The organism is Chryseobacterium sp. UF-290, assembly GCF_058245615.1.
Map to the genome: position 1 here is coordinate 303,389 of NZ_JBSICB010000004.1, position 22,117 is coordinate 325,505.

Annotated in this window: 25 protein-coding genes; 17 read left to right on the top strand and 8 right to left on the bottom strand. The window is 35.4% G+C overall.

Annotation, left to right across the window (positions count from 1 at the left end):
* Window positions 1-195 precede the first annotated feature (195 nt).
* The 3 genes from AC4IF5_RS06940 to recJ all read right to left on the bottom strand — a co-directional run bounded on the left by AC4IF5_RS06940 (window position 196) and on the right by recJ (window position 3,136).
* Window positions 196-537, bottom strand: coding sequence for a DUF3817 domain-containing protein (locus AC4IF5_RS06940; RefSeq protein ID WP_490732946.1), 342 nt, complete (start codon window positions 535-537; stop codon window positions 196-198).
* A gap of 75 nt (window positions 538-612) precedes the next feature.
* Window positions 613-1,197, bottom strand: coding sequence for a nicotinate (nicotinamide) nucleotide adenylyltransferase (gene nadD, locus AC4IF5_RS06945; RefSeq protein WP_490732948.1), 585 nt, complete (start codon window positions 1,195-1,197; stop codon window positions 613-615).
* A gap of 226 nt (window positions 1,198-1,423) precedes the next feature.
* Window positions 1,424-3,136: a single-stranded-DNA-specific exonuclease RecJ gene (recJ, locus tag AC4IF5_RS06950; RefSeq protein WP_490732950.1), complete on the bottom strand. Its 1,713-nt coding sequence runs from the start codon at window positions 3,134-3,136 to the stop codon at window positions 1,424-1,426.
* A gap of 107 nt (window positions 3,137-3,243) precedes the next feature.
* Here recJ and AC4IF5_RS06955 point away from each other — a divergent pair, with 107 nt between their 5' ends.
* Window positions 3,244-4,056: a M48 family metallopeptidase gene (locus AC4IF5_RS06955; protein ID WP_490732952.1), complete on the top strand. Its 813-nt coding sequence runs from the start codon at window positions 3,244-3,246 to the stop codon at window positions 4,054-4,056.
* Window positions 4,057-4,136: 80 nt separating this feature from the next.
* On the opposite strand, the gene AC4IF5_RS06960 is transcribed toward AC4IF5_RS06955, so the two are convergent.
* Window positions 4,137-5,759, bottom strand: coding sequence for an ABC-F family ATP-binding cassette domain-containing protein (locus tag AC4IF5_RS06960; RefSeq protein WP_490732954.1), 1,623 nt, complete (start codon window positions 5,757-5,759; stop codon window positions 4,137-4,139).
* A gap of 121 nt (window positions 5,760-5,880) precedes the next feature.
* Between AC4IF5_RS06960 and smpB the strand changes: the two genes are divergently transcribed.
* The 5 genes from smpB to AC4IF5_RS06985 all read left to right on the top strand — a co-directional run bounded on the left by smpB (window position 5,881) and on the right by AC4IF5_RS06985 (window position 10,701).
* Window positions 5,881-6,339 carry an SsrA-binding protein SmpB gene (gene smpB / locus AC4IF5_RS06965; protein ID WP_045501613.1) on the top strand — a complete coding sequence of 153 codons (459 nt, stop codon included), beginning with the start codon at window positions 5,881-5,883 and terminating at the stop codon, window positions 6,337-6,339.
* Between the two features lie 77 nt (window positions 6,340-6,416).
* On the top strand, window positions 6,417-7,928 hold the full coding sequence (locus tag AC4IF5_RS06970) for an OmpA family protein (RefSeq protein WP_490732956.1): 1,512 nt from the start codon (window positions 6,417-6,419) through the stop codon (window positions 7,926-7,928).
* Window positions 7,929-8,024: 96 nt separating this feature from the next.
* Window positions 8,025-8,765 carry a YebC/PmpR family DNA-binding transcriptional regulator gene (locus AC4IF5_RS06975; RefSeq protein ID WP_490732958.1) on the top strand — a complete coding sequence of 247 codons (741 nt, stop codon included), beginning with the start codon at window positions 8,025-8,027 and terminating at the stop codon, window positions 8,763-8,765.
* Window positions 8,766-8,904: 139 nt separating this feature from the next.
* Complete coding sequence (locus tag AC4IF5_RS06980) at window positions 8,905-9,729, top strand: UDP-2,3-diacylglucosamine diphosphatase (RefSeq protein WP_490732960.1); 825 nt, start codon at window positions 8,905-8,907, stop codon at window positions 9,727-9,729.
* The gene (locus AC4IF5_RS06985) at window positions 9,730-10,701 is read left to right on the top strand and encodes a glycosyltransferase family protein (protein ID WP_490732962.1); all 972 of its coding nucleotides are present in this window, start codon (window positions 9,730-9,732) and stop codon (window positions 10,699-10,701) included. It abuts the gene before it with no gap.
* Here the strand turns inward: AC4IF5_RS06985 and AC4IF5_RS06990 are convergent.
* The 3 genes from AC4IF5_RS06990 to AC4IF5_RS07000 are packed head-to-tail and all read right to left on the bottom strand — an operon-like array spanning window position 10,690 to window position 11,364.
* Complete coding sequence (locus AC4IF5_RS06990) at window positions 10,690-10,980, bottom strand: GNAT family N-acetyltransferase (RefSeq protein ID WP_490732964.1); 291 nt, start codon at window positions 10,978-10,980, stop codon at window positions 10,690-10,692. The genes AC4IF5_RS06985 and AC4IF5_RS06990 overlap by 12 nt on opposite strands.
* A gap of 15 nt (window positions 10,981-10,995) precedes the next feature.
* Window positions 10,996-11,208 carry a hypothetical protein gene (locus AC4IF5_RS06995; RefSeq protein ID WP_490732966.1) on the bottom strand — a complete coding sequence of 71 codons (213 nt, stop codon included), beginning with the start codon at window positions 11,206-11,208 and terminating at the stop codon, window positions 10,996-10,998.
* Between the two features lie 18 nt (window positions 11,209-11,226).
* Complete coding sequence (locus AC4IF5_RS07000; RefSeq protein WP_490732968.1) at window positions 11,227-11,364, bottom strand: helix-turn-helix domain-containing protein; 138 nt, start codon at window positions 11,362-11,364, stop codon at window positions 11,227-11,229.
* 287 nt (window positions 11,365-11,651) lie between these two features.
* On the opposite strand from AC4IF5_RS07000, the gene AC4IF5_RS07005 reads away from it, so the two are divergent.
* The 6 genes from AC4IF5_RS07005 (at window position 11,652) to AC4IF5_RS07030 (ending at window position 15,925) form a co-directional block, all read left to right on the top strand.
* Window positions 11,652-11,855: a TIGR04139 family peptide modification target gene (locus AC4IF5_RS07005; protein WP_490732970.1), complete on the top strand. Its 204-nt coding sequence runs from the start codon at window positions 11,652-11,654 to the stop codon at window positions 11,853-11,855.
* Between the two features lie 66 nt (window positions 11,856-11,921).
* Window positions 11,922-12,788 carry a hypothetical protein gene (locus AC4IF5_RS07010; protein ID WP_490732972.1) on the top strand — a complete coding sequence of 289 codons (867 nt, stop codon included), beginning with the start codon at window positions 11,922-11,924 and terminating at the stop codon, window positions 12,786-12,788.
* Window positions 12,766-13,668 (top strand): grasp-with-spasm system ATP-grasp peptide maturase, encoded by a 903-nt coding sequence (gene gwsG / locus AC4IF5_RS07015; protein ID WP_490732974.1) that lies wholly within the window; start codon window positions 12,766-12,768, stop codon window positions 13,666-13,668. The genes AC4IF5_RS07010 and gwsG overlap by 23 nt, the downstream gene beginning before the upstream one ends.
* Window positions 13,665-13,850 (top strand): hypothetical protein, encoded by a 186-nt coding sequence (locus AC4IF5_RS07020; RefSeq protein WP_490732976.1) that lies wholly within the window; start codon window positions 13,665-13,667, stop codon window positions 13,848-13,850. The genes gwsG and AC4IF5_RS07020 overlap by 4 nt, the downstream gene beginning before the upstream one ends.
* Window positions 13,847-14,920: a grasp-with-spasm system SPASM domain peptide maturase gene (gwsS, locus tag AC4IF5_RS07025; protein WP_490732978.1), complete on the top strand. Its 1,074-nt coding sequence runs from the start codon at window positions 13,847-13,849 to the stop codon at window positions 14,918-14,920. The genes AC4IF5_RS07020 and gwsS overlap by 4 nt, the downstream gene beginning before the upstream one ends.
* A gap of 135 nt (window positions 14,921-15,055) precedes the next feature.
* Window positions 15,056-15,925: a hypothetical protein gene (locus AC4IF5_RS07030; protein ID WP_490732980.1), complete on the top strand. Its 870-nt coding sequence runs from the start codon at window positions 15,056-15,058 to the stop codon at window positions 15,923-15,925.
* A 320-nt stretch (window positions 15,926-16,245) separates the two neighbouring features.
* Here the strand turns inward: AC4IF5_RS07030 and AC4IF5_RS07035 are convergent, their stop codons facing one another.
* Window positions 16,246-16,992 carry an RDD family protein gene (locus AC4IF5_RS07035; protein ID WP_490732982.1) on the bottom strand — a complete coding sequence of 249 codons (747 nt, stop codon included), beginning with the start codon at window positions 16,990-16,992 and terminating at the stop codon, window positions 16,246-16,248.
* A gap of 27 nt (window positions 16,993-17,019) precedes the next feature.
* On the opposite strand from AC4IF5_RS07035, the gene AC4IF5_RS07040 reads away from it, so the two are divergent.
* The 5 genes from AC4IF5_RS07040 (at window position 17,020) to AC4IF5_RS07060 (ending at window position 22,045) form a co-directional block, all read left to right on the top strand.
* Window positions 17,020-18,009 carry a stage II sporulation protein M gene (locus AC4IF5_RS07040; protein ID WP_490732984.1) on the top strand — a complete coding sequence of 330 codons (990 nt, stop codon included), beginning with the start codon at window positions 17,020-17,022 and terminating at the stop codon, window positions 18,007-18,009.
* Window positions 17,993-18,955 carry a DUF4013 domain-containing protein gene (locus AC4IF5_RS07045; RefSeq protein WP_490732986.1) on the top strand — a complete coding sequence of 321 codons (963 nt, stop codon included), beginning with the start codon at window positions 17,993-17,995 and terminating at the stop codon, window positions 18,953-18,955. The genes AC4IF5_RS07040 and AC4IF5_RS07045 overlap by 17 nt, the downstream gene beginning before the upstream one ends.
* The gene (locus AC4IF5_RS07050) at window positions 18,948-19,739 is read left to right on the top strand and encodes a DUF4129 domain-containing protein (RefSeq protein WP_490732988.1); all 792 of its coding nucleotides are present in this window, start codon (window positions 18,948-18,950) and stop codon (window positions 19,737-19,739) included. The genes AC4IF5_RS07045 and AC4IF5_RS07050 overlap by 8 nt, the downstream gene beginning before the upstream one ends.
* A gap of 11 nt (window positions 19,740-19,750) precedes the next feature.
* On the top strand, window positions 19,751-20,908 hold the full coding sequence (locus tag AC4IF5_RS07055; RefSeq protein ID WP_490732990.1) for a DUF4350 family protein: 1,158 nt from the start codon (window positions 19,751-19,753) through the stop codon (window positions 20,906-20,908).
* A gap of 105 nt (window positions 20,909-21,013) precedes the next feature.
* Complete coding sequence (locus tag AC4IF5_RS07060) at window positions 21,014-22,045, top strand: AAA family ATPase (RefSeq protein WP_490732991.1); 1,032 nt, start codon at window positions 21,014-21,016, stop codon at window positions 22,043-22,045.
* Window positions 22,046-22,117 lie beyond the last annotated feature (72 nt).

Sequence of the window (22,117 nt, forward strand, 5' to 3'; positions counted from 1 at the left end):
ATTACAAAGATATATAATAAATTTAGTATTATGCAATACAAAGTACTGAAAAATATCTTTAAGTGGTTTTAACTGATTGATTTTCAGTTATTAAAAATTTACGTTAAAAATTTAATTGTTTGACTTTTCTACATAATAAGACAACTGTAACAATAATTTTGTTACAGGAAAAATTGAAATTTCAATAAAAAACAATTATTCTCTGTCGAATCTCGCCAGCTTTTTATCTACCCAGACCGTTGCAAAAGGGAAAAATGCGGCTAATAAAGCAAACACAAAATCTTCATCGTCCCATTTGAAAATTTTTCTTATCGGGATACAGAATAGAAGATAAAGGGTAAAAAAAAGACCGTGGATGTTACCCACAATAATGATAAAAATAGTAGGGAGAAGACCTTCATCATCATACCTTTTCCATATCATGGCAATCCCGTAAAGAAGAAAACAGGTAATAGCTTCTGCAAGGCAGATCTGCTTAAACCATTTGATAAGTTTTTCCTGAGGATATTTTGAGAAAAATTTTTCGATGAAGTTCATTATTGTATTGACTAAGTTGAGGATTAAAAGTGAAAAATCTTTCTAACTTTAACCTCTAATTTCTTATTTGCAAAATTACTTATAAAAACTGCTTCCATCCAAATATTCAAAAACTTCAGGGGGAAGCATAGGTCTTACATTTTTGCCGTCTTTGAGCATATTGCGGATTTCTGTAGCAGAAAGTTCTATAACAGGAGCCTTTATCAAAGAAATATTTTCATGCTGTAAATATTCCGGGTGCTTTTTCTCTCCTTCAAAAACTCTCGGGTAGACAATAATATGATGATTATTGATGAGTAGATCAGAGTTTTTCCACTTGTGAAGGCTTTCCAGATTATCTTCGCCCATGATCAGGCTGAAAGAATAGTCAGGATATTTTTCGTGAAGGTAGGTGAGGGTGTCAATGGTATAACTTGGCTTCGGCAAAGAAAATTCTACATTGGAAGCCCTCATATTCGGGTAGTTCTTTACCGCAAGCTGTACCATGTCAAGCCTATTGTGGTCTTTCAGTAAAGATTTTTTATCCTTGAAAGGATTCTGCGGGCTTACTACAAACCAAAGTTCATCCATATCCGAATTTTCCAGAATATAATTGGCCAGAATGAGATGCCCGATATGTATTGGGTTGAATGATCCGAAAAATAAACCGATTTTTTTCATTGTGTTTTAGGTGGCAGATAACAGGAGGTAGTCCCTAGGGTACAAATATTGGAGGTAAAGTTCTTTTTAAGTTCTGAAGGATTTAAATCATTGAATTTTACAAGAGGAGATATTTGAGATGCTGAATGTTTCATTGATGAATAAATCTCAATAAATTTCTTGACAATAATTAATTCATTATAGTTTCTCATATTTATATTGATTTCTATTACCTGAAACCTCGCATCTAATCCCTAAACTGAACATCTTTAATGTTAAGGTAATGGGTTACATTTCCTTTCCAGTGATTTTCTTCCAAAGTGAAAGCAAGGTCAAAATTTTTATTCTTAAAATCTTCAACGAACTGTCCAAGCTTAAAGCCGACACATTCAATATTGCGTCCCGTAGATTCCTGCTTGATATAAAACTTCAGGTGATTGTTGTCCTTACCCATTGTTTTTACATATCCTGAAAGCTTCTGATTGGTCAATGTAAAAATAGGCTTCATATTATGAGGCCCGAAAGGAGCCAGCTTCCTGTGAAAATTGATAAACTCCCTGTTGATTTCATCGATTTTGATCTCAGTATCAATGGAGATGGAAGGCTCTTTCTGATGTTCCTGAATTTTTTCAGAAACAATTCTTTCAAACTTTTCCTTGAAAGCATCAAACTTATCTTTCTCCATAGAAAGTCCGGCAGCGGCATGATGTCCTCCGAATTTAAGGAAATATTCCGAGCACATATCAAGCGCTTCATGCACATCAAAATCAGAAACAGATCTTGCAGAAGCCACCATTTCCCCATTGTTTCCGTCTGTAAAAACGAGAGTGGGCTTATAGTAGGTTTCAATAAGTCTGGAAGCCACGATTCCAATGACCCCTTTATTCCATTCAGGATGGTAAACGATCGTAGTATGCTTGGTCTCCTGCTGGGATTCTATGATTTGGTTCAAAGCAGAAAGAGTGGAGTTCATATCCAGTTCACGTCTTTCATCGTTGAGGTTCATGATGTCACTCACAATCTGGTTGGCATGTTTCAGATTGTCAGAGACCATAAGTTCTACAGCAGCTCTGCCATGTGAGATCCTTCCGGCAGCGTTGATCTTGGGAGCTATTTCAAAAACGATATTTGAAATTTCAAAATGAGAAAGCTTATCTTCAGGGATCAATAATCTTAATCCGAGATTTCTGGTCTTTCTGAGGGTTTTTAATCCCATTTTTGCCAGAACCCTGTTCTCTCCGGTCATTGAAACGATGTCTGCCGCAATGGAAATGGCAAGAAGATCCGTCAGCTCGAATAATTCTGCTTCAGGGATCTTATAGATCGTATTTAATCCCTGGCAAAGTTTAAAGCCGACCCCGCATCCGGAAAGTTCCTTAAAAGGATATCTGCAGTCACTTCTTTTAGGATCAAGAACAGCAGCGGCATTAGGGATCTCTTCACCCGGAAGGTGGTGGTCACAAATGATGAAATCTATGTCCAGACCAGTGGCGTAGTTGATCATATCAAGCGCCTTGATTCCACAGTCCAGAGCGATGATCAGTGAAAAGCCGTTTTCTTTGGCAAAGTCAATTCCTTCCGTAGAAATTCCATATCCTTCGGAATTTCTATCCGGAATATAATAGTCCAGGTATTTTTTCTCAACAATTTTGCTGAGGTATAGGTACATCAGGGCAACAGCAGTGGTTCCATCCACATCATAGTCGCCGTATACCAATATTTTTTCACCATTTTCAATTGCATTGGCAATACGCTCTACAGCTTTTTGCATATCTGCCATTAAAAACGGGTTGTGTATATCGTTAAGGTTCGGTTTGAAGAATTCTCTGGCCTTTTGATAATTGTCAATTCCTCTCAGAACGAGGAGTTTAGATTCAAAAGTACCAAAACCAAGTGACGAACTTAGTCTGTCCACAACTTCCTCATCGGGTTCGGGCTTGTAAATCCATTTTTGACTCATTTCACAAAAATAAGGAAAAAAATAGCATTCTGAAAAGAACCGAAGCTAAGTTTTGACTTAATAATTGTTAAAAAATAGCTCTCTTCGTGCTCCAAATTAAAATGACTATGAAAAAAATTACAGTATGCCTTATGTTATTAGGGGCAATGCATTCGATCAGTGCACAAAAAATTAATCTCGGTAAAGCTGCCGGAATAGTCTCAAATAGTGCAAAAGCTTTAACATTTACCAACGAGGACGCTATCAAATTATCTAAAGAATCGGTAGATTGGATGGATAAGAACAATCCTATAGCCGGACCAAAAGATCCATATACCATAAGATTGAATAAATTGTTTGGAAATCATAAGTCCCAGGATGGGCTGAATCTGAACTACAAAGTCTATAAAGTAAAGGATATTAACGCTTTTGCCTGTGCAGACGGAAGTGTACGTGTATTTTCTTCTCTGATGGATATCATGACGGATAACGAATTGTTGGCAGTAATTGGCCATGAGATCGGTCACGTGAAAAACCAGGATACCAAAGATGCAATGAAATCAGCTTATCTGAAGGCTGCAGCCTTAGACGCAGCTTCGTCGGCTTCATCAACAGTTGCTACGCTTAACGAAAGTCAGGTGGGGAAAATGGCTAATGCATTTTTAGATGCCTCTCACAGCAAAAAGCAGGAATCAGAAGCAGATACCTACTCTTATGATTTTATGAAAACCAACAAATATGATGTAGTAGGAGCTTATACAGCATTTAAAAAATTGGCATTGCTTTCACAGGGAAGTACACAGACCGGTTTTGAGAAAATGTTCAACTCTCATCCGGACAGTGAGAAAAGAGCTCAGGCGATCAAAAAGAGAGCTGAAAAAGACGGATTATGGAAAGATCCGGGAACTGTTGCCCTTCCTACTTCGAAACTGACAAAATAATTATTTTATTTATTGTTTAAACGAAAATACCTCGAAGCATCGCTTTGAGGTATTTTTATATTTGTTATTGCGGTATCGGATTAAGAATACATTTTTTCTCTTAATTCTTTTATCTTCTTATCAGCAAGGTACTCGTCATAAGTCATTTCTCTGTCGATGATTCCGTTAGGAGTCAGTTCAATGATTCTGTTACAAACCGTCTGAAGCATTTCGTGGTCATGAGAGGACAATAGAATATTTCCTTTAAAGTTAGACAAAGAGTTGTTCAATGTGGTGATACTTTCAAGGTCTAAGTGGTTGGTAGGCTCATCCAGTAAAAGAACGTTTGCTTTCTGAAGCATCATTCTGCTGAACATACATCTCATTTTTTCACCTCCTGAAAGTACTTTACAAGATTTCAAAGCTTCATCTCCCGAGAACAGCATTCTTCCTAAGAATCCTCTTACAAATTCTTCGTGACGCTCTTCATCATTTTTAGTAAACTGTCTCAACCAATCAACCAGGCTAAGGTCTTCCTGGAAGAAATTGGTGTTGTCTAAAGGCATGTGAGATTGAGTTGTTGTAACTCCCCAGGCAACAGTTCCTTTATCAGCTTCAACATTTCCAGCCAGAATTTCGAAAAATTCTGTGATTGCCAAAGAGTTTTTGGAAAGTACAGCTACTTTATCCCCTTTCTTAAGATTTAAATCAATATTGGAGAAAAGTAATTCTCCGTCTTTTGTTTTTTCAAGCCCTTTTACATCTAAGATCTGATCTCCGGCTTCTCTTTCCATTTCAAAAATGATAGCCGGATATCTTCTGGAAGAAGGCTTGATGTCATCGATATTCAATTTATCGATCATTTTCTTTCTTGCAGTTGCCTGTTTTGCTTTTGCAACGTTGGAGCTGAATCTGGCAATGAAATCCTGAAGTTCTTTTTTCTTCTCTTCAGCTTTCTTATTGGCCTGAGCTCTTTGTCTTGTTGCTAATTGAGATGCCTGGTACCAGAAAGAGTAGTTACCTGTATAAAGGTTAAGTTTAGAGTAATCCAGGTCACCGATATGCGTACAAACCGTATCAAGGAAGTGACGGTCGTGAGATACCACGATTACTGTATTTTCATAGTCTGCAAGGAAATCCTCTAGCCAGGAGATGGTATCAATGTCAAGGTCATTGGTAGGCTCATCAAGGATCAATACGTCAGGATTACCGAAAAGTGCCTGAGCTAAAAGAACCTTTACTTTGTCCTTGTTCTCAAGTTCACTCATTAGCTGCCAGTGCATATCATCGGAAATTCCTACGTTGGAAAGCATAGTCTGCGCATCTGATTCTGCAGTCCAGCCACCCATTTCATCATAGATTACCCCCAGCTCACCGGCTTTAATTCCGTCTTCGTCAGAGAAATCTTCCTTCGCATATAGCGCATCCATTTCCTCCTTTATCTCAAATAATTTTTTGTTCCCTCTCAAAACAGCTTCAAGAACAGTATACTGATCATAAGCAAAGTGATCCTGCTCCAAAACTGACATTCTTTTCCCTGGTTCCAAAGATACGTTCCCTGTTGTAGGATCCTGCTTTCCTGTTAATATTTTAAGGAATGTAGACTTTCCCGCACCGTTTGCTCCGATAATTCCGTAGCAGTTTCCTTTGGTAAACATAATATTTACCTCGTCAAAAAGAACTCTTTTCCCGAATTGTAAAGATAAGTTAGATACTGTTAACATATAGTTTTGTAAATTTGGCGCAAAAATACAAAAAGAATTTGGGTATTTTGTAATAATATAATAGTCAAGTTTTTAAATGTATGGTATTTTTTATATATTTCATTAACGAAATTTTACAATGATGAAGATTGAGAAAACAGTCAGTATATTAAACAGAAGAGCCCGTTTTGAGTATGAAATTCTTGAAGAATATGAAGCGGGGATGGTTCTGACGGGTACAGAAATAAAATCTTTACGCTCTTCCAAAGCATCTATCACAGAATCGTTCTGTCAGTTTATTGATGGGGAATTGTACATTATTAACATGATGATAGATGAGTACAAATTAGGAACTTTTTACAATCACAAAACAAAAAGGGAACGGAAATTGCTGTTGCACAAAAAAGAATTGCAGAAACTTGAAAAAAAGTTAAAGGATGCCGGAAATACAATTATTCCTTTAAAATTATATATCACTGATCGAGGTAAAGCAAAGGTGCTGATAGCGCTGGGTAGAGGGAAGAAGCTTTTTGATAAAAGAGAGGCGATAAAAGATAGAGAAAATAAACGGAACCTGGACAGAATATTAAAGAAAAGTTAAAAATCATTTGAAAAACTTTGTATATAAAGAAAAATTATATTTATTTTGCATTATCAATTATTTAATCATTTAATTCTATGAAAAATCTAAAATTAGGAATTTCAGCATTGGCGCTTACTGTTGCCTCTACTGTTTTCGCACAGACTACCAACAATCCGTGGTTGATCGGAGTTGGTGCTCACGCAGAAAACCATGTAGCAGCACGTTCAGGCTTCAGTAATACGTTCTCTGCTAAAAATTTAACAAAGAGTATGTTCAATGTGAACAACTTCTCTATTACACCTCCACTATCTAAGTTAACAGTTGCTAGAAACATTGGAAAAGGTTTCGTTATCGACTGGCAAACTTCAGTAGGTAATGTTGAAAACAAGAGATTCAACATGGGGAAAGAGTTTTACCTAATGACAGGTCTTGGTCTTCAGGTTAAAGCTGCAGGTCTTTTATGGAACGAAGAATCTTGGTTTGATCCATATTTAAGAGTTGGTGCTAACTACCTAAGACATGACTACACTTCACTTACTTTCCCAAGAACAAGTGTAGATGCTAACGGTAACCCAATTGAAAACGTTAATAACGGTAAAGACGGTAACGAGAACGGTAAAGCTAACTTCTTTGCTGTATCTACAGGTGCTGGTGCTAACTTCTGGGTAACTAAAAACTTTGGTCTTGGTATTCAAGGTGACTATGTGTCAACTCCAGGTGATAAATCTACAGTTGCTAACCACTGGCAAGCTTCTGCATCTATCTTATTCAGATTCGGAAACAGAGATAGAGATAAGGATGGTATCCTAGATAAAGATGACCTTTGTCCAGATACTCCAGGTTTACCAGAATTCCAGGGATGTCCTGATACTGACGGTGACGGAGTTCCAGATAAAGACGATCAATGTCCAGATGTAGCTGGTCCAGTTGAAAACAATGGTTGTCCTTGGCCAGATACTGATGGTGACGGTGTAATCGATAAAGATGACGCTTGTCCTACAGTAGCAGGTCCTGCTGAAAACAACGGTTGTCCTTGGCCAGACACAGACGGTGACGGTATCTTAGATAAAGATGATGCTTGTCCTACTGTTCCAGGTCTTCCAGAATACAACGGATGTCCTAAGCCAAAAGATGTAATCGCTAAAGATGCTACAGGTGCTCTTAAAGGTATCTTGTTCGACTTTAACAAGGCTACAATCAGACCAGAATCTAATGGTAAATTAGATGAAGCTGCTAGAATCGTTAAAGAATCTCAGGATGGTACATTCTTAGTAACAGGTCACACAGATGCTAAAGGTGCTGCTGCTTACAACTTGAAACTTTCAAGACAAAGAGCTGCTGCTGTAGTTGCTGCTCTTGAAGCTAGAGGGGTTAATGGTAATCAATTAAAATCTACAGGTGTAGGTTCTAGAGATGCTCAAGTTCCTGCAAAAGCTTCTGATGCTGAAAGAATGGCTGACAGAAAAGTAGTTGTTGAGGCTGTTAACGGTGCTGCTTGGGAAGCTCTTCAGAAGTCTGACCTAGACGTTGTTGAGAAAAAAGTAGTAGTTAAGAAAGGAAAAGCTCCGGCTAAAAAGAAAAAAGCTCCGGCTAAAAAGAAAAAATAATTAATTTTTCTAAATAATGAATACCTCCAATTTTTTTGGAGGTATTTTTTTTTTGTTGACTTTTAAGTAATTTTGTTGAAAATTTAAAAAATTAAAATGGGAAGAGCATTTGAATACAGAAAAGCTTCTAAAATGGCCAGATGGGACAAAATGGCCAAAACATTCTCTAAAATAGGAAAAGATATCGCGCTGGCAGTAAAGGCCGGAGGACCAGACCCGGAATCTAACCCGGCCCTGAGAAGATGTATCCAGAATGCTAAAGGGGCTAATATGCCTAAAGATAATGTAGAAAGAGCCATTAAAAAGGCAAGTGGTGCTGATGCTGAAAACTATGAAGAGATCACTTATGAAGGTTACGGGCAAGGAGGGGTTGCTTTCTTTGTAGAATGTACTACAAACAATACAACGAGAACGGTAGCCAACGTGAGAGCTGTTTTCAACAAGTTTGATGGTAACCTTGGGAAAAATGGAGAACTGGCATTTATCTTCGACAGAAAAGGTATTTTCACGATAGATCTGGCACAGATCAAAATGGATTGGGATGACTTTGAAATGGAAATGATCGATGGCGGTGCAGAAGACGTAGAAAAAGATGAAGAAGAAGTAATGATTACCACTGCTTTTGAAGATTTCGGTTCCTTGTCTCATAAATTGGATGAGCTTGGAATTGAAGCAAAGAGCGCGGAACTTCAAAGAATTCCGAATAATATAAAAGAAGTAAGCGAAGAACAGTTCAAAGCCAACATGAAAATGCTTGAGCGTTTCGAGGAAGATGATGATGTTCAGAACGTTTACCATAATATGGAAATCACAGAAGAGCTGATGAACTCTTTATAAAAAATAATATAGCATTCATATACAGTTAACTTTCAATTAGTTTCTTTGTATGAACTATGAAACGCTTTGTTATATTTTCTATACCGGAAAAATTTTGAGGCGTTCCATCCGTTCAAATTAAAAAGCTGAAAACATACGGATGAAAAGAAACGTTGAATTAGTTGTTATATCGGATGTTCATCTGGGAACTTATGGATGTAAGGCTAAAGAATTACTGAGATATCTCAATTCTATCCAGCCAAAAACTTTAGTTTTGAATGGAGATATTATTGATATCTGGCAGTTCAAAAAGTCTTACTTCCCTAAACCTCATTTGAAAGTGATCAGAAAGATCCTTTCATTCGCTACCAAGAATACGGATGTCTATTATATTACAGGCAATCATGATGAAATGTTCCGTAAATTCACAGATTTTGAGCTGGGAAAACTTAAGGTCTGTAATAAGATCTGCCTGACGATTGATCAGAAAAAAACCTGGATATTTCATGGTGATGTTTTCGATGCCTCTGTCCAGCATTCCAAATGGATTGCTAAGCTTGGCGGAAAAGGCTATGATCTTTTAATTATTATCAATAATGTTGTCAATTGGTTCTTAGAAAAAATGGGTAAGGAAAAATACTCATTTTCAAAGAAGATCAAGAACAATGTGAAAAAGGCCGTAAAATATATCGGAGATTTTGAACTTACAGCTTCTGAACTGGCCATTGACAACCAATACGATTATGTGGTTTGCGGGCATATCCATCAGCCGCAGATTCGTGAGGTCATCAATAAAAAAGGCTCATGTACTTATCTGAATTCAGGAGACTGGATAGAAAACCTCTCTGCTTTGGAATATAACGATAAAGAATGGAAGATTTTTTACTATGATGACCATAAGCATCTGCTGAGAGATGACGAAACGGAAGAAATTCAGGAAATGGATTCTTCAGCGCTTTTAAAAATAGTAACTAACTTTTCCTAGATGAAGATTCTGTATGCATTCCAGGGGACTGGAAACGGGCATGTGGCCAGAGCGCAGGAAATTATTCCTATTCTCAAAAAATATGCCTCGGTTGATACCCTGATCAGCGGTCATCAGTCACAATTAAAGGCTGATTTTGACATCAACTTTCATTATAAAGGGATTTCCCTTCTTTATAACAAAACAGGAGGTTTATCATACCGCAAAACATTTACAGAGAATAATTTCCTGGAAGCAGCCAAAACAATCAGAGAACTGGAACTTTCAAATTATGATTTGATCATTAATGATTACGAGCCACTGACAGGTTGGGCTTCCAAACTGAAGAAACTGCCAATGATAGAGCTTAGCCATCAGGCATCCATGAGCTTTCCTGAAACACCAAAGCCTACAAAAAAAGATTTTCTGGGAGAAATGATCTTAAAATACTATGTTCCCAGTGAGAGAAAAATCGGCTTTCATTTTGAAAATTACCATCCCCAGATAAAAAAGCCCGTGATCAGAAAAAAGATCCGAAATCTTAACCCTAATAAACAAGGATATTACCTTGTTTACCTCCCAAGCTTTGCAGATGAAAATATTATCAAGGTATTAAGAAATATTCCTGTTGACTGGAAAGTGTTTTCCAAATACAGTAAAGTGAAGGTGAGAATAAAGAATGTGGAAGTATTCCCTATCGATGAAAGTGAATATCTGAAATACTTTGAAGGCTGTGAAGGAATTTTATGCAATGCTGGTTTTGAAACCCCTGCTGAGGCTCTTTTTATGGATAAAAAATTGTTTGTAATTCCCATTCATAATCAATATGAACAGGAATGTAATGCCTGTGCGTTGGATAAAATGGGAGTCCCTAATTCTAAAGTTTTAAATCTTCAGGAAATTATGGAGTGGGTAGCTTCCGGTCATCATCTGAAAGTAGATTATCCGGATGATATTGAAGAAATTCTTCTGAATGAGGTTTTAATTCTTTAAAAGAATATCATCCACATCATTCATTCTCATCATTACAGATCTCGCATAAGAGCAGTGAGGGTAAACCTTCCAGTTATTTTCTCTGGCAAATTTAATGGCCTCTTCCACTAAATATTTTCCCATTCCTCTTCCTTCAAATTCGGGATGTACCAATACAAAGGAAATGATCAGTTTATGATCTTCAGGGAAAATAGTATAGGTGAGCCTTCCCACTTCTTTGATTTCGTTGTTTAGTGTAAGAACTCCGCCGTTTCCGGATTTATTGTTTTCAAATTTCATTGGATAGGCTGTTAGTTATTTTTGTTCCAGTATCTTGATACGCTCTTTAAGCTCCTCTATTTCCTGTTTCAGGAGGTTAATATAATCCTGCTGGTTTTCAAGAAGGAATTCCGGAATGTTATAAAAATAATTGTTACTACCAAAATAACTTCCTTCATTACTATCAAAATTATTGATGATCTGATGAGGAGTATCTTCTTCCTTTATATCTTCAACAGGGACATTCAAGGCTCTTGCCAGTCGTTCCTATTCTTCGTCTGAAATTTTAATTTCTCCTTTTTCCCTTCTTTGATATTGTGACTGTGTCATATGCAGAGTTTTTGCCATGCTTTCCTGGGTTTGTTCTTTGGCCTTGCGGACTTTGATGAGTTTGTTCTTGATCATTGTGGTGTTTTTTATATCAATACAAATATAACATTTTATGGGCTGGAATAAGTATAAAAACCAACTAAACCTAACAGGTTTTTAAAACCTGTTAGGTTTTGATTCTCCTGAAACAGCTACAGATAAAAAGAATGAACGCTGCAATATAAAGCTCTATACATCAAAATGAACTCCTTTTTATGGGCTGAAAATCACATAAAATTCACATAAAAATCATAGTTATATTTCAACATGGTTTGATATATTTGAAATGTTAATAGTAACACAAAACAATTAAAAAAATTATTATGAAAAAGTTAAATGGAATGAAGAAAAACTTTTCTTCTTTAGAAAACAAGAAAATCAAAAGAAATGATTTAAAGCTTATTAACGGTAGTCTAGCATCTCATGCTATTGAATCTAGTGAAGCAGTTACACCGCCGGGATGTTATGAAGCAGATCACTATACATCTAATGGTGGTGATTATATTGGCAGGGTAACAGTTTGTTAGACCCATAAACAATAGGAGGGGTATTCCCTCCTTATTTTTATTATTAAAGTTACATTTTGCTTATATATGAGAAAATTAATAAAGTATATTATCTCTATTAGTATTTTACTAATTCTTTCATCCTGTAAAAAGAATTATATTATTTATTATAATAGGGTTAATGATATAGACAGCATATATAGACTGGGAAATAATCCTCAACTTGCTATAAAAAAATACCGAGAACTTTTCAGAGAATATGATCCTAAAAACCAAGAGCGTATTGAAGAGTATGCTACTTATATTACACTTGCTGATCAGTATCACGAAGACTTTGGAGGAAAAGAAAGCCTTTATAAATTGATTACTCTGTTAGCCCCATATGGTGATAAATATAAAAAATATTTGTACCTGTTCAATAAGTACGGAATAGATAATACATCTGTAGAACAGAAAGTAACAGAATGGAAAAACAGCCTTAATAAAAGCCTTGTGGATTCTTTCAGACTCGCTCTGATCAGAGACCAGCAGGGAAGACCTTTTGATACAATAATGACTAGGAAAAATGTAGGAAAAAATGCAAAATTTTTTATATGGGTCTTTAAAAATTATGGTTTTCCAACACCACAGAAAATAGGAAGCTTTCCTATGCCAACATTTACCACTCATATGGTTGAATCTAAAAAGCATTATCCTTATATAAAGGAAAAGCTACTAGAATATGTAAAGTCGGGAGACTGTTCACCTCGTGATTATGCCCGTATGGTGGATGCAGAAATGGGATATCCTAAAAAGATTACACTTTATGGCTTTAATATGATTACTGTAATAGACAGTGCACAGATTGACCGCAATCGGAAAACCTTGGGGATACCGAGCCTAAAACACAGTGCCAAAATAAGAAAGGATTTTTTTAAAAAACAAAAAGAAGATGATACTCATTATATCAAATAATGGAGACTCAACAACGACAAAAGTCATTAGATATCTTTTAAAAATGAGAAAACAGTTTATCCGTGTCCATGAAGATGAGTTTTTTGAGATTAAAACAGACAAAAAAAGAATTTATTTGCTAAGTGAAAGAAACCGTTTTTTTCTAGATGAAATAACGAGCGTGTGGTACAGAAGAGGAGGGCTAAAATTTAAACGTTTACATTATGATAATGATACTGTCAACCTTTATATGGATGAAACCCAGCACTGGCTGGAAGATTATGTAATAAAAACCTTAGAATCAAAAAAAAGCATTAATAAACAGAGCAATAGCCATGTAAATAAACTTCTGGTCTTAGAACAGGCTCAAAAAACAGGATTAAGCGTTCCAAAATATTTTTTAGCTGAAAATACGGATGAAGTCATTGTCAATAAAACTATTACAAAAGTTATCACAGAAAATGTAATATTAGATTCTATTAATAAAAATTCAAACGGTATCATCTATACTTCTATAATAAAGGAAAAAGAAAAGGATAATTTTTTTATCACGTTTTTTCAGGAAAAAATTGAAAAGGACTTTGAAATACGGAGTTTTTACCTCGATGGTAAAATGTGGTCTACAGCCATAATTTCTCAAAACGATGAGCAAACTAAAACTGACTTCAGAAAATATAATTATAAGAACCCAAACAGAAAAGTACGCTATCAACTACCCAAAAACATTGAAGAAAAAGTACATTATCTTATGCAGTCTTTAGACTTAAACTGCGGTTCAATAGATTTCATAAAAAGTGGCGATGATTTCTACTTTTTGGAGGTTAATCCTGTAGGTCAATTTATTGGTTTGTCAGCAATCTGCAATTACTCATTAGAAAAAGAAATAGCCCAATATTTATGAAAAATACAATAAAAAAAGAAAAGAATAAACTTCCCCTCACTTTTAAATTTATTGAGGAGTTTGGAATTAAAAAAACTAATGAAAAGAACAATATTACCATAAACTATATAAAATGTGGAGTCTATCAAACAAGTTATCTTATGAGAGAAAAACCAATAAAACCACTTACAAGACTGCTATGAAATATTTCAATCTATTCAGTAATATTTTAATTACAAAAGGAGCCAAAAGAATACTAATCTCTGATCTTCAGAGAAATCTTTCTGATTTGTATCCTTTGGAGCTTTATGATATTATTGAGGAGTTGAAACATGATTCAATTGAAAATATATTGAAAAATTACGATACTGAGTCTAAACAGATAATCCATGAGTATATAGGCTTTCTTTTGGAAAAAGAATATGGTTTCATCACTAGCGGTAGCAGGGATGAAAATTTTCATCCCTTATCTTATGAATATCATGAAGCTGTTCAAATCTCAAATATTTTTATAGAATTTAATAATGTATCTGTACTTGGTAAAATAAGAAATTCTATTGATAATTTGGGAGTAAAACATCTGGTTATATATTGCAGTAAAGAACTCTCTATTGAGGAATTTCAGGGTATTGATTATGAATTTAAAAACTCTGTTCTGGAAGGTATTGAGATTTACGCTCCTTTTCATCATGCTATTAACAAAGATTTTTTTAAAGTCCTCAATCAGACAACTATAAGAATTTACAATTTTATTTTCTATAATTGCCACCAACCCCCTTTCAAAGTAAGAGATGAGTTTAGGTTCACAATTCATTTTACAGATAAAGATTTAAAAATATCCTCCTGCGGAAAAGTGGATATAAAATATTTCAATACTAACCTTCCAAAAATTCTTGAAGCAATCAATCATAATTCCTGCTTACATAAAAAAATTGGAATTGATATAGACGGTAATATAAAAAACTGTCCTTTAATGCCCGAAAGTTTTGGAAATATTCATGATACCAGCCTAGAAAAAGCTTTGAAAAGGCCAGCTTTCAAAAAATACTGGAATCTGACCAAAGATCATATTGAAGTATGTAAAGACTGCGAGTTCCGATATATCTGCACAGACTGCAGAGCTTATACGGAACGGACTTATATGAATAAAGATGGCTTGGATATTTCTAAGCCTTTAAAATGTGGTTATGATCCATATACCGGAAAATGGGAAGATTGGAGCAAAAATCCTTTAAAAAATAAAGCAATCCAATATTATGGGATTAATGATTGAACTTTACCTATTTGATAGGGCTGTGAATACAGATACTCATTCATGTAAACCCGGACTTTAACATTATTATCTATTTTACTAAATTTAGTTTTGAACATATTCTTATGCTCATCATTGATCAAACAAAATTTAAAAATGAAAATACCAATAAGTATTTTAGTGATTTCCTTTTTCATGCTGTCATCTTGTAAGAAAAACTATATTGTTTATTATAACAAGGTTAATGAAATTGACAGTATTTACCGGCTGACCGGCAATCCCCGATTAGCTATCCAGGAATACCGGCAATTATTTAAAGAGTATGAGCCTAAAAACCAGGAAAGAATTGAAGAATATGCCACTTATGTTACACTTGCTGATAAATATAATGAAGATTTTGGGGGAAAGGAAAGTCTTTACAAGCTTATCCCTTTAGTTGCTCCTTATTGGAAGTTTAAAAGAGAAGATTCAGATTTCTTTAAACTTTATAAGAAGTATGGAATTGACAGTATTACTATAGAGCGGAAAGTTGCGGAATGGAAAAAAGATCTAAATAAACAACTCATTGATTCCTTTAGAATTGCCTTTATCCGGGATCAGGAAAAAGATTCTATAACAGGTAAACAATCATTAAAAAAATTTAAGAAAAATGCTGAGTTGTTAAAATGGTCTCTTATAAATTTTGGTTATCCATCAATGCAGAAAATTGGACTTGAAACAGAGGATGGTGTTTTTATGCCAATGTTGATTTATTTAAACCATATGGCGCAAACAGAAGATTATTTATATTTCAAAAATAAACTTTTAGATTATGTAAAATCCGGAGAATGCCCGCCACGAGATTATGCAGAGATGGTCGAAGTATACAATCAGATTAACCATTTAAAAACTGTATATGGTTTAAAAAGCACTGATGATAAATTTATAAAAGATTCTGTAATTATTAACCGTAATAGAAGATGTATAGGCCTTCAAAGCATCCAACATCGAAGAAAGATTACAAAAGAATTTTTAAAGAAAAAATGATACTGATTATTTTAACATAAAAATCAATTTATTATATCATATAGAAGTATGCAAAGACTGTGAGTTTCGTTATATCTGTACGGATTGTAGGGCTTACACAGAGCAGACTCATACAGATAAAGATGGCTTGGATATTTCTAAGCCTTTAAAATGTGGCTATGATCCATATACAGGGAAATGGGAAGATTGGAGCAAAAATCCTCTGAAGCAAAAGGCTATACAATATTATGGTAATATAGTATAACAATGTATCAATTCAGGCATTATGAGCATGTTATTGCTACATTGGTAAACTGATATATTGTTACATTATTAGAGAATTACTCTTTTCCCGTATAGTAATTATAGTCTTTAATGATGACGCTGATAAACTGTTTCTCTGTCATTTGGGTAGGATCTATTTCCAGCTTCAGAATACTTTTTATCTTATCCGAGAGTTTTGTGATGATTTGGCGGTCTCCTACTTTTAAAGCTTTGGTATAATTATCTTTGATGATCCTCATATCATTATCACTTAAGGCAATCACCTGCGGAAAAGAAGGGACATAATCTTCCTTGATATTTTCTAAAATGGTATGGGAAATATTAATATTATTCTTTAAAGAAATAACAGCTGTGCCAGAAGCTATATCTCCTAGACGCTGGTTGTTCTTAGAAATGATCATTGAAACCAAACCTACAATACCTGCAAAAGAAACATCAATAATTCTGAAGACCCAGCGAATCATATAATCTCCAAAACCGGCCTGGTAGCCATCGATCTTGACAACCCTTATCTTCATCAGTTTTTTACCCGGAGTTTGTCCCTCCATCAAGCTTTCTAATACAACAGGATAAATGTAGACCGGAAATGTAAGAAGGATATAAACAGCTCTGATAGACCATTGATCCAATCCGTTCATTAAATACCCCAGATCGAAAATATTGAAGAACAGATACAGGACAATAACGATATAGGCCACCCTTATCAGAAGATCAATGATGAAGGCAAGCATTCTTTCTCCTATGCTGGCAACATTAAAGCTGATATTTACATTTTGTGAGGTATTTATCGCAATTTGAGACATATTTTTTATTATTTTAGCCTTACAATTATGAGAGAGGTTTATTTCATTAAACAAAATAAAGAAAAATGGTTGGGAATAGAACAGGTTATTGAAGGGAAAATAAAAAAAAATCCTGATGACCTGTCTTCGTTGTATATAAACCTGATCAATGATCTTTCTTTTGCCCAGACCTATTATCCCAAAAGCAATACGACAGTTTATCTGAATCATTTATCATCTCAGATCTTTCAGAAGATTTATAAAACGAAAAGAGTAGAGGAGAACAGGCTGATTTATTTTTTCAAAACGGAAGTTCCGTTGTTGGTATACCAGTATCGAAGGTATCTGGTGTATGCCTTCCTTTTTTTTATCCTGTTTACCTCAATAGGTGTGCTTTCTGCCATTTATGATAAAAGTTTTCTGACCGTAGCCATACCAAACGGTGAGGCTTATGTGAATGAAACTATTGAAAATATAAAAAAAGGAAATGCTGTTGCTGTATATGAGAGCGGTTCAACCTGGGGAAGTACCATCGGTATTATTTTTAATAATATACAGGTGGGTGCGAAATTGTATGTTTATGGCATTGCCGGAGGAGTAGGAACTCTATTTGCCCTTCTCTCCAACAGTGTGATGCTGGGAGCCTTTCAATATTTCTTCTATGACTATGGAGCATTGAAAGACAGTGCAAGGGGAATATGGCTGCATGGTGTGTTTGAAATTTTTGCGATGGTGATTGAAGCAATGTGCGGGTTGATCCTGGGGGCTTCTATCTTGTTTCCAAAGACATTTTCAAGGTTTAATTCTTTTAAAAAAGGCTTTAAAGATTCATTTAAGATTTTTCTGAGTACGATCCCTTTCACGGTTTGTGCCGGAGTAATCGAAGGATATGTTACAAGACATGCTCTGAAGATGCCTCTGATCCTCAACCTGGCAATTATTTTGGGTTCACTTGCGATCGTAATATTTTACTATCTTGTGTATCCGTCTGTGGTGAATAAAAAAACTAATAAGCACATCAATGATACAATTTTATAAAAAAAGAGATTTCGGAACCTTTATTGGTGACAGTTTCAATTTCTTTAAGCTATACGGGAAGAATTATTTTAAAAGTTATCTGTTGATCAACGGGCTGCTATTGATTTTAATGGTAGGCGTTGTTATTTTTGGATACAAAGAACTTTTTTCTCAGATTTTCGGATCCAATTTAAGAGGTGAAACCTATTATTTTGAACAATATTTCTCTGATAATGCAGGAATGCTGATTGCCGTTGGATTACTGACACTTCTGCTTTTTATGGTGCTGGCTATCGTCAGTTATCTGTATCCGGTTTTTTATATTAAAAGGATTGCCCAGGGGGCTGATAAGATAAAAACGGATGATATTTTAGGTGATTTTAAAAAGAATGCCGGGAAAATAGCCAGGTTATGTATTGGACTGATCTTTATTGTTGCCCCATTAGCCCTCTTTTTGGTAGGCTTTTCTTATGTCCTGATATTTCTGATCATCGGATTGTTCCTGATATTCCTTATTTATCCTACCCTATTCAATGTCATTACGTTTCTGATGTATGATTATTTTAATTCGGACAGAAGATTTTTTGAAAGTCTGAGCTACTCTATACGGGCACAGTTTTCTTACCCGAATGGAAGCGAAAAATCTCCCTATTGGAAATATTGGGGTGCATCCATTATTATGATGATGATCATATCTATTATATCTTCGGTTTTTACATACATTCCGCTTATATTTTTTTATGGAGCTGTTCTTACTTCCGCTCCGGATGGTAATTTTGAGCAGAATCCTTTTACAGGTGTTTTTGGAATTGTTTTTTTCGTATTCTACGGAGTTTCCATGTTGCTTTCGTTTATCCTTTCGAATCTGATGTATGTAAATTCCGGGCTGATGTATTATGACAGCAGAACAGACCTTCATCAGAAAGTGGAACTTGCAGAAATAGACACTATTGGTATCAATGAATAAGATTCTTTTTTTTATCCTGTTTTTTCTTTCTCTTGGGCTTGTTCAGGCTCAGGATGATGGTTATGTGGATGATTATTTGGGAGATTCTTTGTATACCACAGGACATTACAGGAATATGCTGCGTGCAGATTCTGTATTGATGGGAAAACCTGTTTCAGAAAATGTAGTTTATCCGAAAAAGTTCAAAGAAAATATTCCGTCAAGATATAAAGGAAATGAATTTGACTATTCAGTATCGAAACCGAGAGAGTCTTTCGGCCAAAAGCTGATGAGAAAAATCAACCAATTTCTGCAGAGTATTTTTGGAGAGACCGCTTTTACAAAATCTGTAAAATTTACTACCGTTCTTATTCGTCTGTTTGCCATTATTCTTGTAGGATTCCTGCTTTATTTTATCATAAAATATGTTCTTGGAAAAGATGGAAATTTCATTTTTAGCAAAAAGAATAAAAAACTGGATCTGAATGTGGAAGAATTGCATGAAAATATCCATGAAATCAACTTCCCGGAAAGCATTGCAATGTTCGAAAATGCAAAGGACTATCGTTCAGCAGTACGCTATCAGTTCTTATTTACACTTAAAAAATTAAGTGACAAAAAACTGATCAGCTGGAACCCCGAAAAGACGAATAAGGATTATGCCGCAGAATTAAAAACCCCTCACATTAAAAAAGATTTTTCTGATCTGTCCTATATTTTTGATTATGTCTGGTACGGTGAATTTAATATTGAAGAACAAAGCTATCAGAATTTTAAAAATAAATACCAGGCATTTAAACCATAATAAAACCAACCATGAATAAAACTTTCAAAATATATGCTGTAATCTTCATCATTGTGATGGTTATTCTGGCGTTGCTTGAAGTTAATAAAAAAGAAACGATAGATTGGCGGAAGAATTTTGATATTCATGAAAAATCACCTTTTGGTTTGTTTGTTTTTGATAATGAAGCGAAAAATCTTTTTAAGAACAATCTGAAGAAAATCGAACAGGTTCCATACGAATACTATAGCCAGCGTCAAAAAGAATCCCACAACATTGTTGTCATCGAAAATGAAATTGACAAAGCATCCTGGAACAAAATTCTGGATCAGGTTTCGAAAGGCTCTGATGCTATGCTGATGGTGAGCCGTATGCCTAAAGAGATTTCAGACAGTATAGGATATTATGATTCGGAGATATCTTTTGAAGAGGAGAATGTGCTGAAGCTTACCGATAAAAAATATCAGAATGATTTTATTACATTAGATAAATTTCCATCAGGAAGAGGATTTTCATTTATCAAACCCGGAATTGAAGTATTAGGAAAAACAGTGGAGGATAAGAATACGGATCAGGCTAATTTTATTAAAGTGAAATTTGGCAAAGGAAATATTTATGTCCACAGCGAGCCTCTTTTTCTGACCAATTATTACCTTCTGAAGCCAGGAAGTGTAAAATACGCACAGGATGTATTCTCTTATCTTCAGGATAGGGAAACGTTTTGGTTCATAAAAAGCAATAATAATGCTTCACGTTTTTTTATGAGGTTTGTACTGGCAAATCCTGCTTTAAAATATGCATGGTGGGTCTTTCTGGGAGGTTTGGTGTTGTTCATTTTCTTCAATGCAAAAAGGAAGCAGAGAATAGTCCCTGTGATAGAGCCGCTAAGGAATACTTCACTGGATTTTGTAAAAAGCATTGGAAATCTTTATCTTCAGGAAGGCGATTTTCATGATATGATGGCGAAAAAGGCCCAGTACTTCCTCAATAAAGTAAGAATGGACCTGCTCATTGATACCCGGGATTTAGATGCGGAATTTGCTAAAAAGCTACAGCTAAAGACAGGAAAGAGCATGGAAATGATCAATGAAGCCATAATTCTGATCAAAAAGGCACAGGATCCTTATGCCAGCGTGATGAAAGAAGATCTTGCAAGGATCAATAAGCTCCTTGATGAAATACTTAAATAATATAACAATATAATAATGTAACAGCTAGCAATGATATTAACGACTATTCCCAATAAAATAATTGTTACATTGATGCGCTGTTAGATTGGTAAATTAAATTTTATTATGGAAAACCAGGAAAACCCAAACATAGAAAATCAAAGCCCGATCAATCTTAATAAAAGCGAAGATCAGTTTCAATCCAGAATTGATATGATTGAGCTTCGTGCGAGCTTGGATAAAGTAAAATCTGAAATCGGAAAGGTCATTGTAGGGCAGGAGAATATGATAGATCACCTGCTGGCGGCATTACTTTCAAACGGGCATGTCCTGATTGAAGGAGTTCCCGGAGTTGCCAAGACCATTACTGCCAAATTGCTGGCTAAAACGATTGATGTAGGCTTCAGCAGAATCCAGTTTACGCCGGATCTTATGCCTTCTGATATCCTGGGAACATCAGTTTTCAGTGTGAAAAACTCTGAATTTGAATTTAAAAAAGGACCTGTCTTTTCCAACTTTATATTAATTGATGAGATCAACAGGTCACCGGCAAAAACTCAGTCCGCTTTATTTGAGGTCATGGAGGAAAGGCAGATCACTATGGATGGCATCCGCTATACGATGGAAGAGCCGTTCCTTGTCGTCGCGACACAAAACCCGATAGAGCATGAAGGTACCTATAGACTTCCGGAAGCCCAGCTGGACCGTTTCCTGTTTAAGATCAATGTTGGATATCCTAACCTGGAGCAGGAGATTGCGATTATCAGAAATCAGCACGAAAGCAAAAAAGAAGACAAAACGGAAGGGGTAAATCGTGTTATCACGGCAGAACAGTTGAAAAATTATCAGCGTCTGGTCAAAGATATCATCGTGGAAGCCCAGCTGATGGAATATATTGCTAAAATAATTATCAACACCAGGGAAAATCAGTTCTTATATCTGGGGGCTTCACCGAGAGCTTCACTGGCGCTTCTTACTGCATCAAAAGCTTTTGCGGCATTAAGAGGAAGAGATTTTGTAACCCCCGAAGATATTAAAGAAGCAAGCTATGCAGTTTTAAGGCACAGAGTAATCGTTTCTCCGGAAAGAGAAATGGAAGGGCTTACTGCAGATGAAATTATCCGCCAGATCTTAGAAGGAATAGAGATCCCTAGGTAGATAATAGATAATAGATAATAGATAATAGATAATAGATAATAGATAATAGATAATAGATAATAGAGGTGGCAG

Coding starts and splice junctions, on each gene's coding strand:
- AC4IF5_RS06940 (WP_490732946.1), bottom strand. CDS start 537: ATGAACTTCATCGAAAAATTTTTCTCAAAATATCCTCAGGAAAAACTT.
- nadD (WP_490732948.1), bottom strand. CDS start 1,197: ATGAAAAAAATCGGTTTATTTTTCGGATCATTCAACCCAATACATATC.
- recJ (WP_490732950.1), bottom strand. CDS start 3,136: ATGAGTCAAAAATGGATTTACAAGCCCGAACCCGATGAGGAAGTTGTG.
- AC4IF5_RS06955 (WP_490732952.1), top strand. CDS start 3,244: ATGAAAAAAATTACAGTATGCCTTATGTTATTAGGGGCAATGCATTCG.
- AC4IF5_RS06960 (WP_490732954.1), bottom strand. CDS start 5,759: ATGTTAACAGTATCTAACTTATCTTTACAATTCGGGAAAAGAGTTCTT.
- smpB (WP_045501613.1), top strand. CDS start 5,881: ATGAAGATTGAGAAAACAGTCAGTATATTAAACAGAAGAGCCCGTTTT.
- AC4IF5_RS06970 (WP_490732956.1), top strand. CDS start 6,417: ATGAAAAATCTAAAATTAGGAATTTCAGCATTGGCGCTTACTGTTGCC.
- AC4IF5_RS06975 (WP_490732958.1), top strand. CDS start 8,025: ATGGGAAGAGCATTTGAATACAGAAAAGCTTCTAAAATGGCCAGATGG.
- AC4IF5_RS06980 (WP_490732960.1), top strand. CDS start 8,905: ATGAAAAGAAACGTTGAATTAGTTGTTATATCGGATGTTCATCTGGGA.
- AC4IF5_RS06985 (WP_490732962.1), top strand. CDS start 9,730: ATGAAGATTCTGTATGCATTCCAGGGGACTGGAAACGGGCATGTGGCC.
- AC4IF5_RS06990 (WP_490732964.1), bottom strand. CDS start 10,980: ATGAAATTTGAAAACAATAAATCCGGAAACGGCGGAGTTCTTACACTA.
- AC4IF5_RS07000 (WP_490732968.1), bottom strand. CDS start 11,364: ATGATCAAGAACAAACTCATCAAAGTCCGCAAGGCCAAAGAACAAACC.
- AC4IF5_RS07005 (WP_490732970.1), top strand. CDS start 11,652: ATGAAAAAGTTAAATGGAATGAAGAAAAACTTTTCTTCTTTAGAAAAC.
- AC4IF5_RS07010 (WP_490732972.1), top strand. CDS start 11,922: ATGAGAAAATTAATAAAGTATATTATCTCTATTAGTATTTTACTAATT.
- gwsG (WP_490732974.1), top strand. CDS start 12,766: ATGATACTCATTATATCAAATAATGGAGACTCAACAACGACAAAAGTC.
- AC4IF5_RS07020 (WP_490732976.1), top strand. CDS start 13,665: ATGAAAAATACAATAAAAAAAGAAAAGAATAAACTTCCCCTCACTTTT.
- gwsS (WP_490732978.1), top strand. CDS start 13,847: ATGAAATATTTCAATCTATTCAGTAATATTTTAATTACAAAAGGAGCC.
- AC4IF5_RS07030 (WP_490732980.1), top strand. CDS start 15,056: ATGAAAATACCAATAAGTATTTTAGTGATTTCCTTTTTCATGCTGTCA.
- AC4IF5_RS07035 (WP_490732982.1), bottom strand. CDS start 16,992: ATGTCTCAAATTGCGATAAATACCTCACAAAATGTAAATATCAGCTTT.
- AC4IF5_RS07040 (WP_490732984.1), top strand. CDS start 17,020: ATGAGAGAGGTTTATTTCATTAAACAAAATAAAGAAAAATGGTTGGGA.
- AC4IF5_RS07045 (WP_490732986.1), top strand. CDS start 17,993: ATGATACAATTTTATAAAAAAAGAGATTTCGGAACCTTTATTGGTGAC.
- AC4IF5_RS07050 (WP_490732988.1), top strand. CDS start 18,948: ATGAATAAGATTCTTTTTTTTATCCTGTTTTTTCTTTCTCTTGGGCTT.
- AC4IF5_RS07055 (WP_490732990.1), top strand. CDS start 19,751: ATGAATAAAACTTTCAAAATATATGCTGTAATCTTCATCATTGTGATG.
- AC4IF5_RS07060 (WP_490732991.1), top strand. CDS start 21,014: ATGGAAAACCAGGAAAACCCAAACATAGAAAATCAAAGCCCGATCAAT.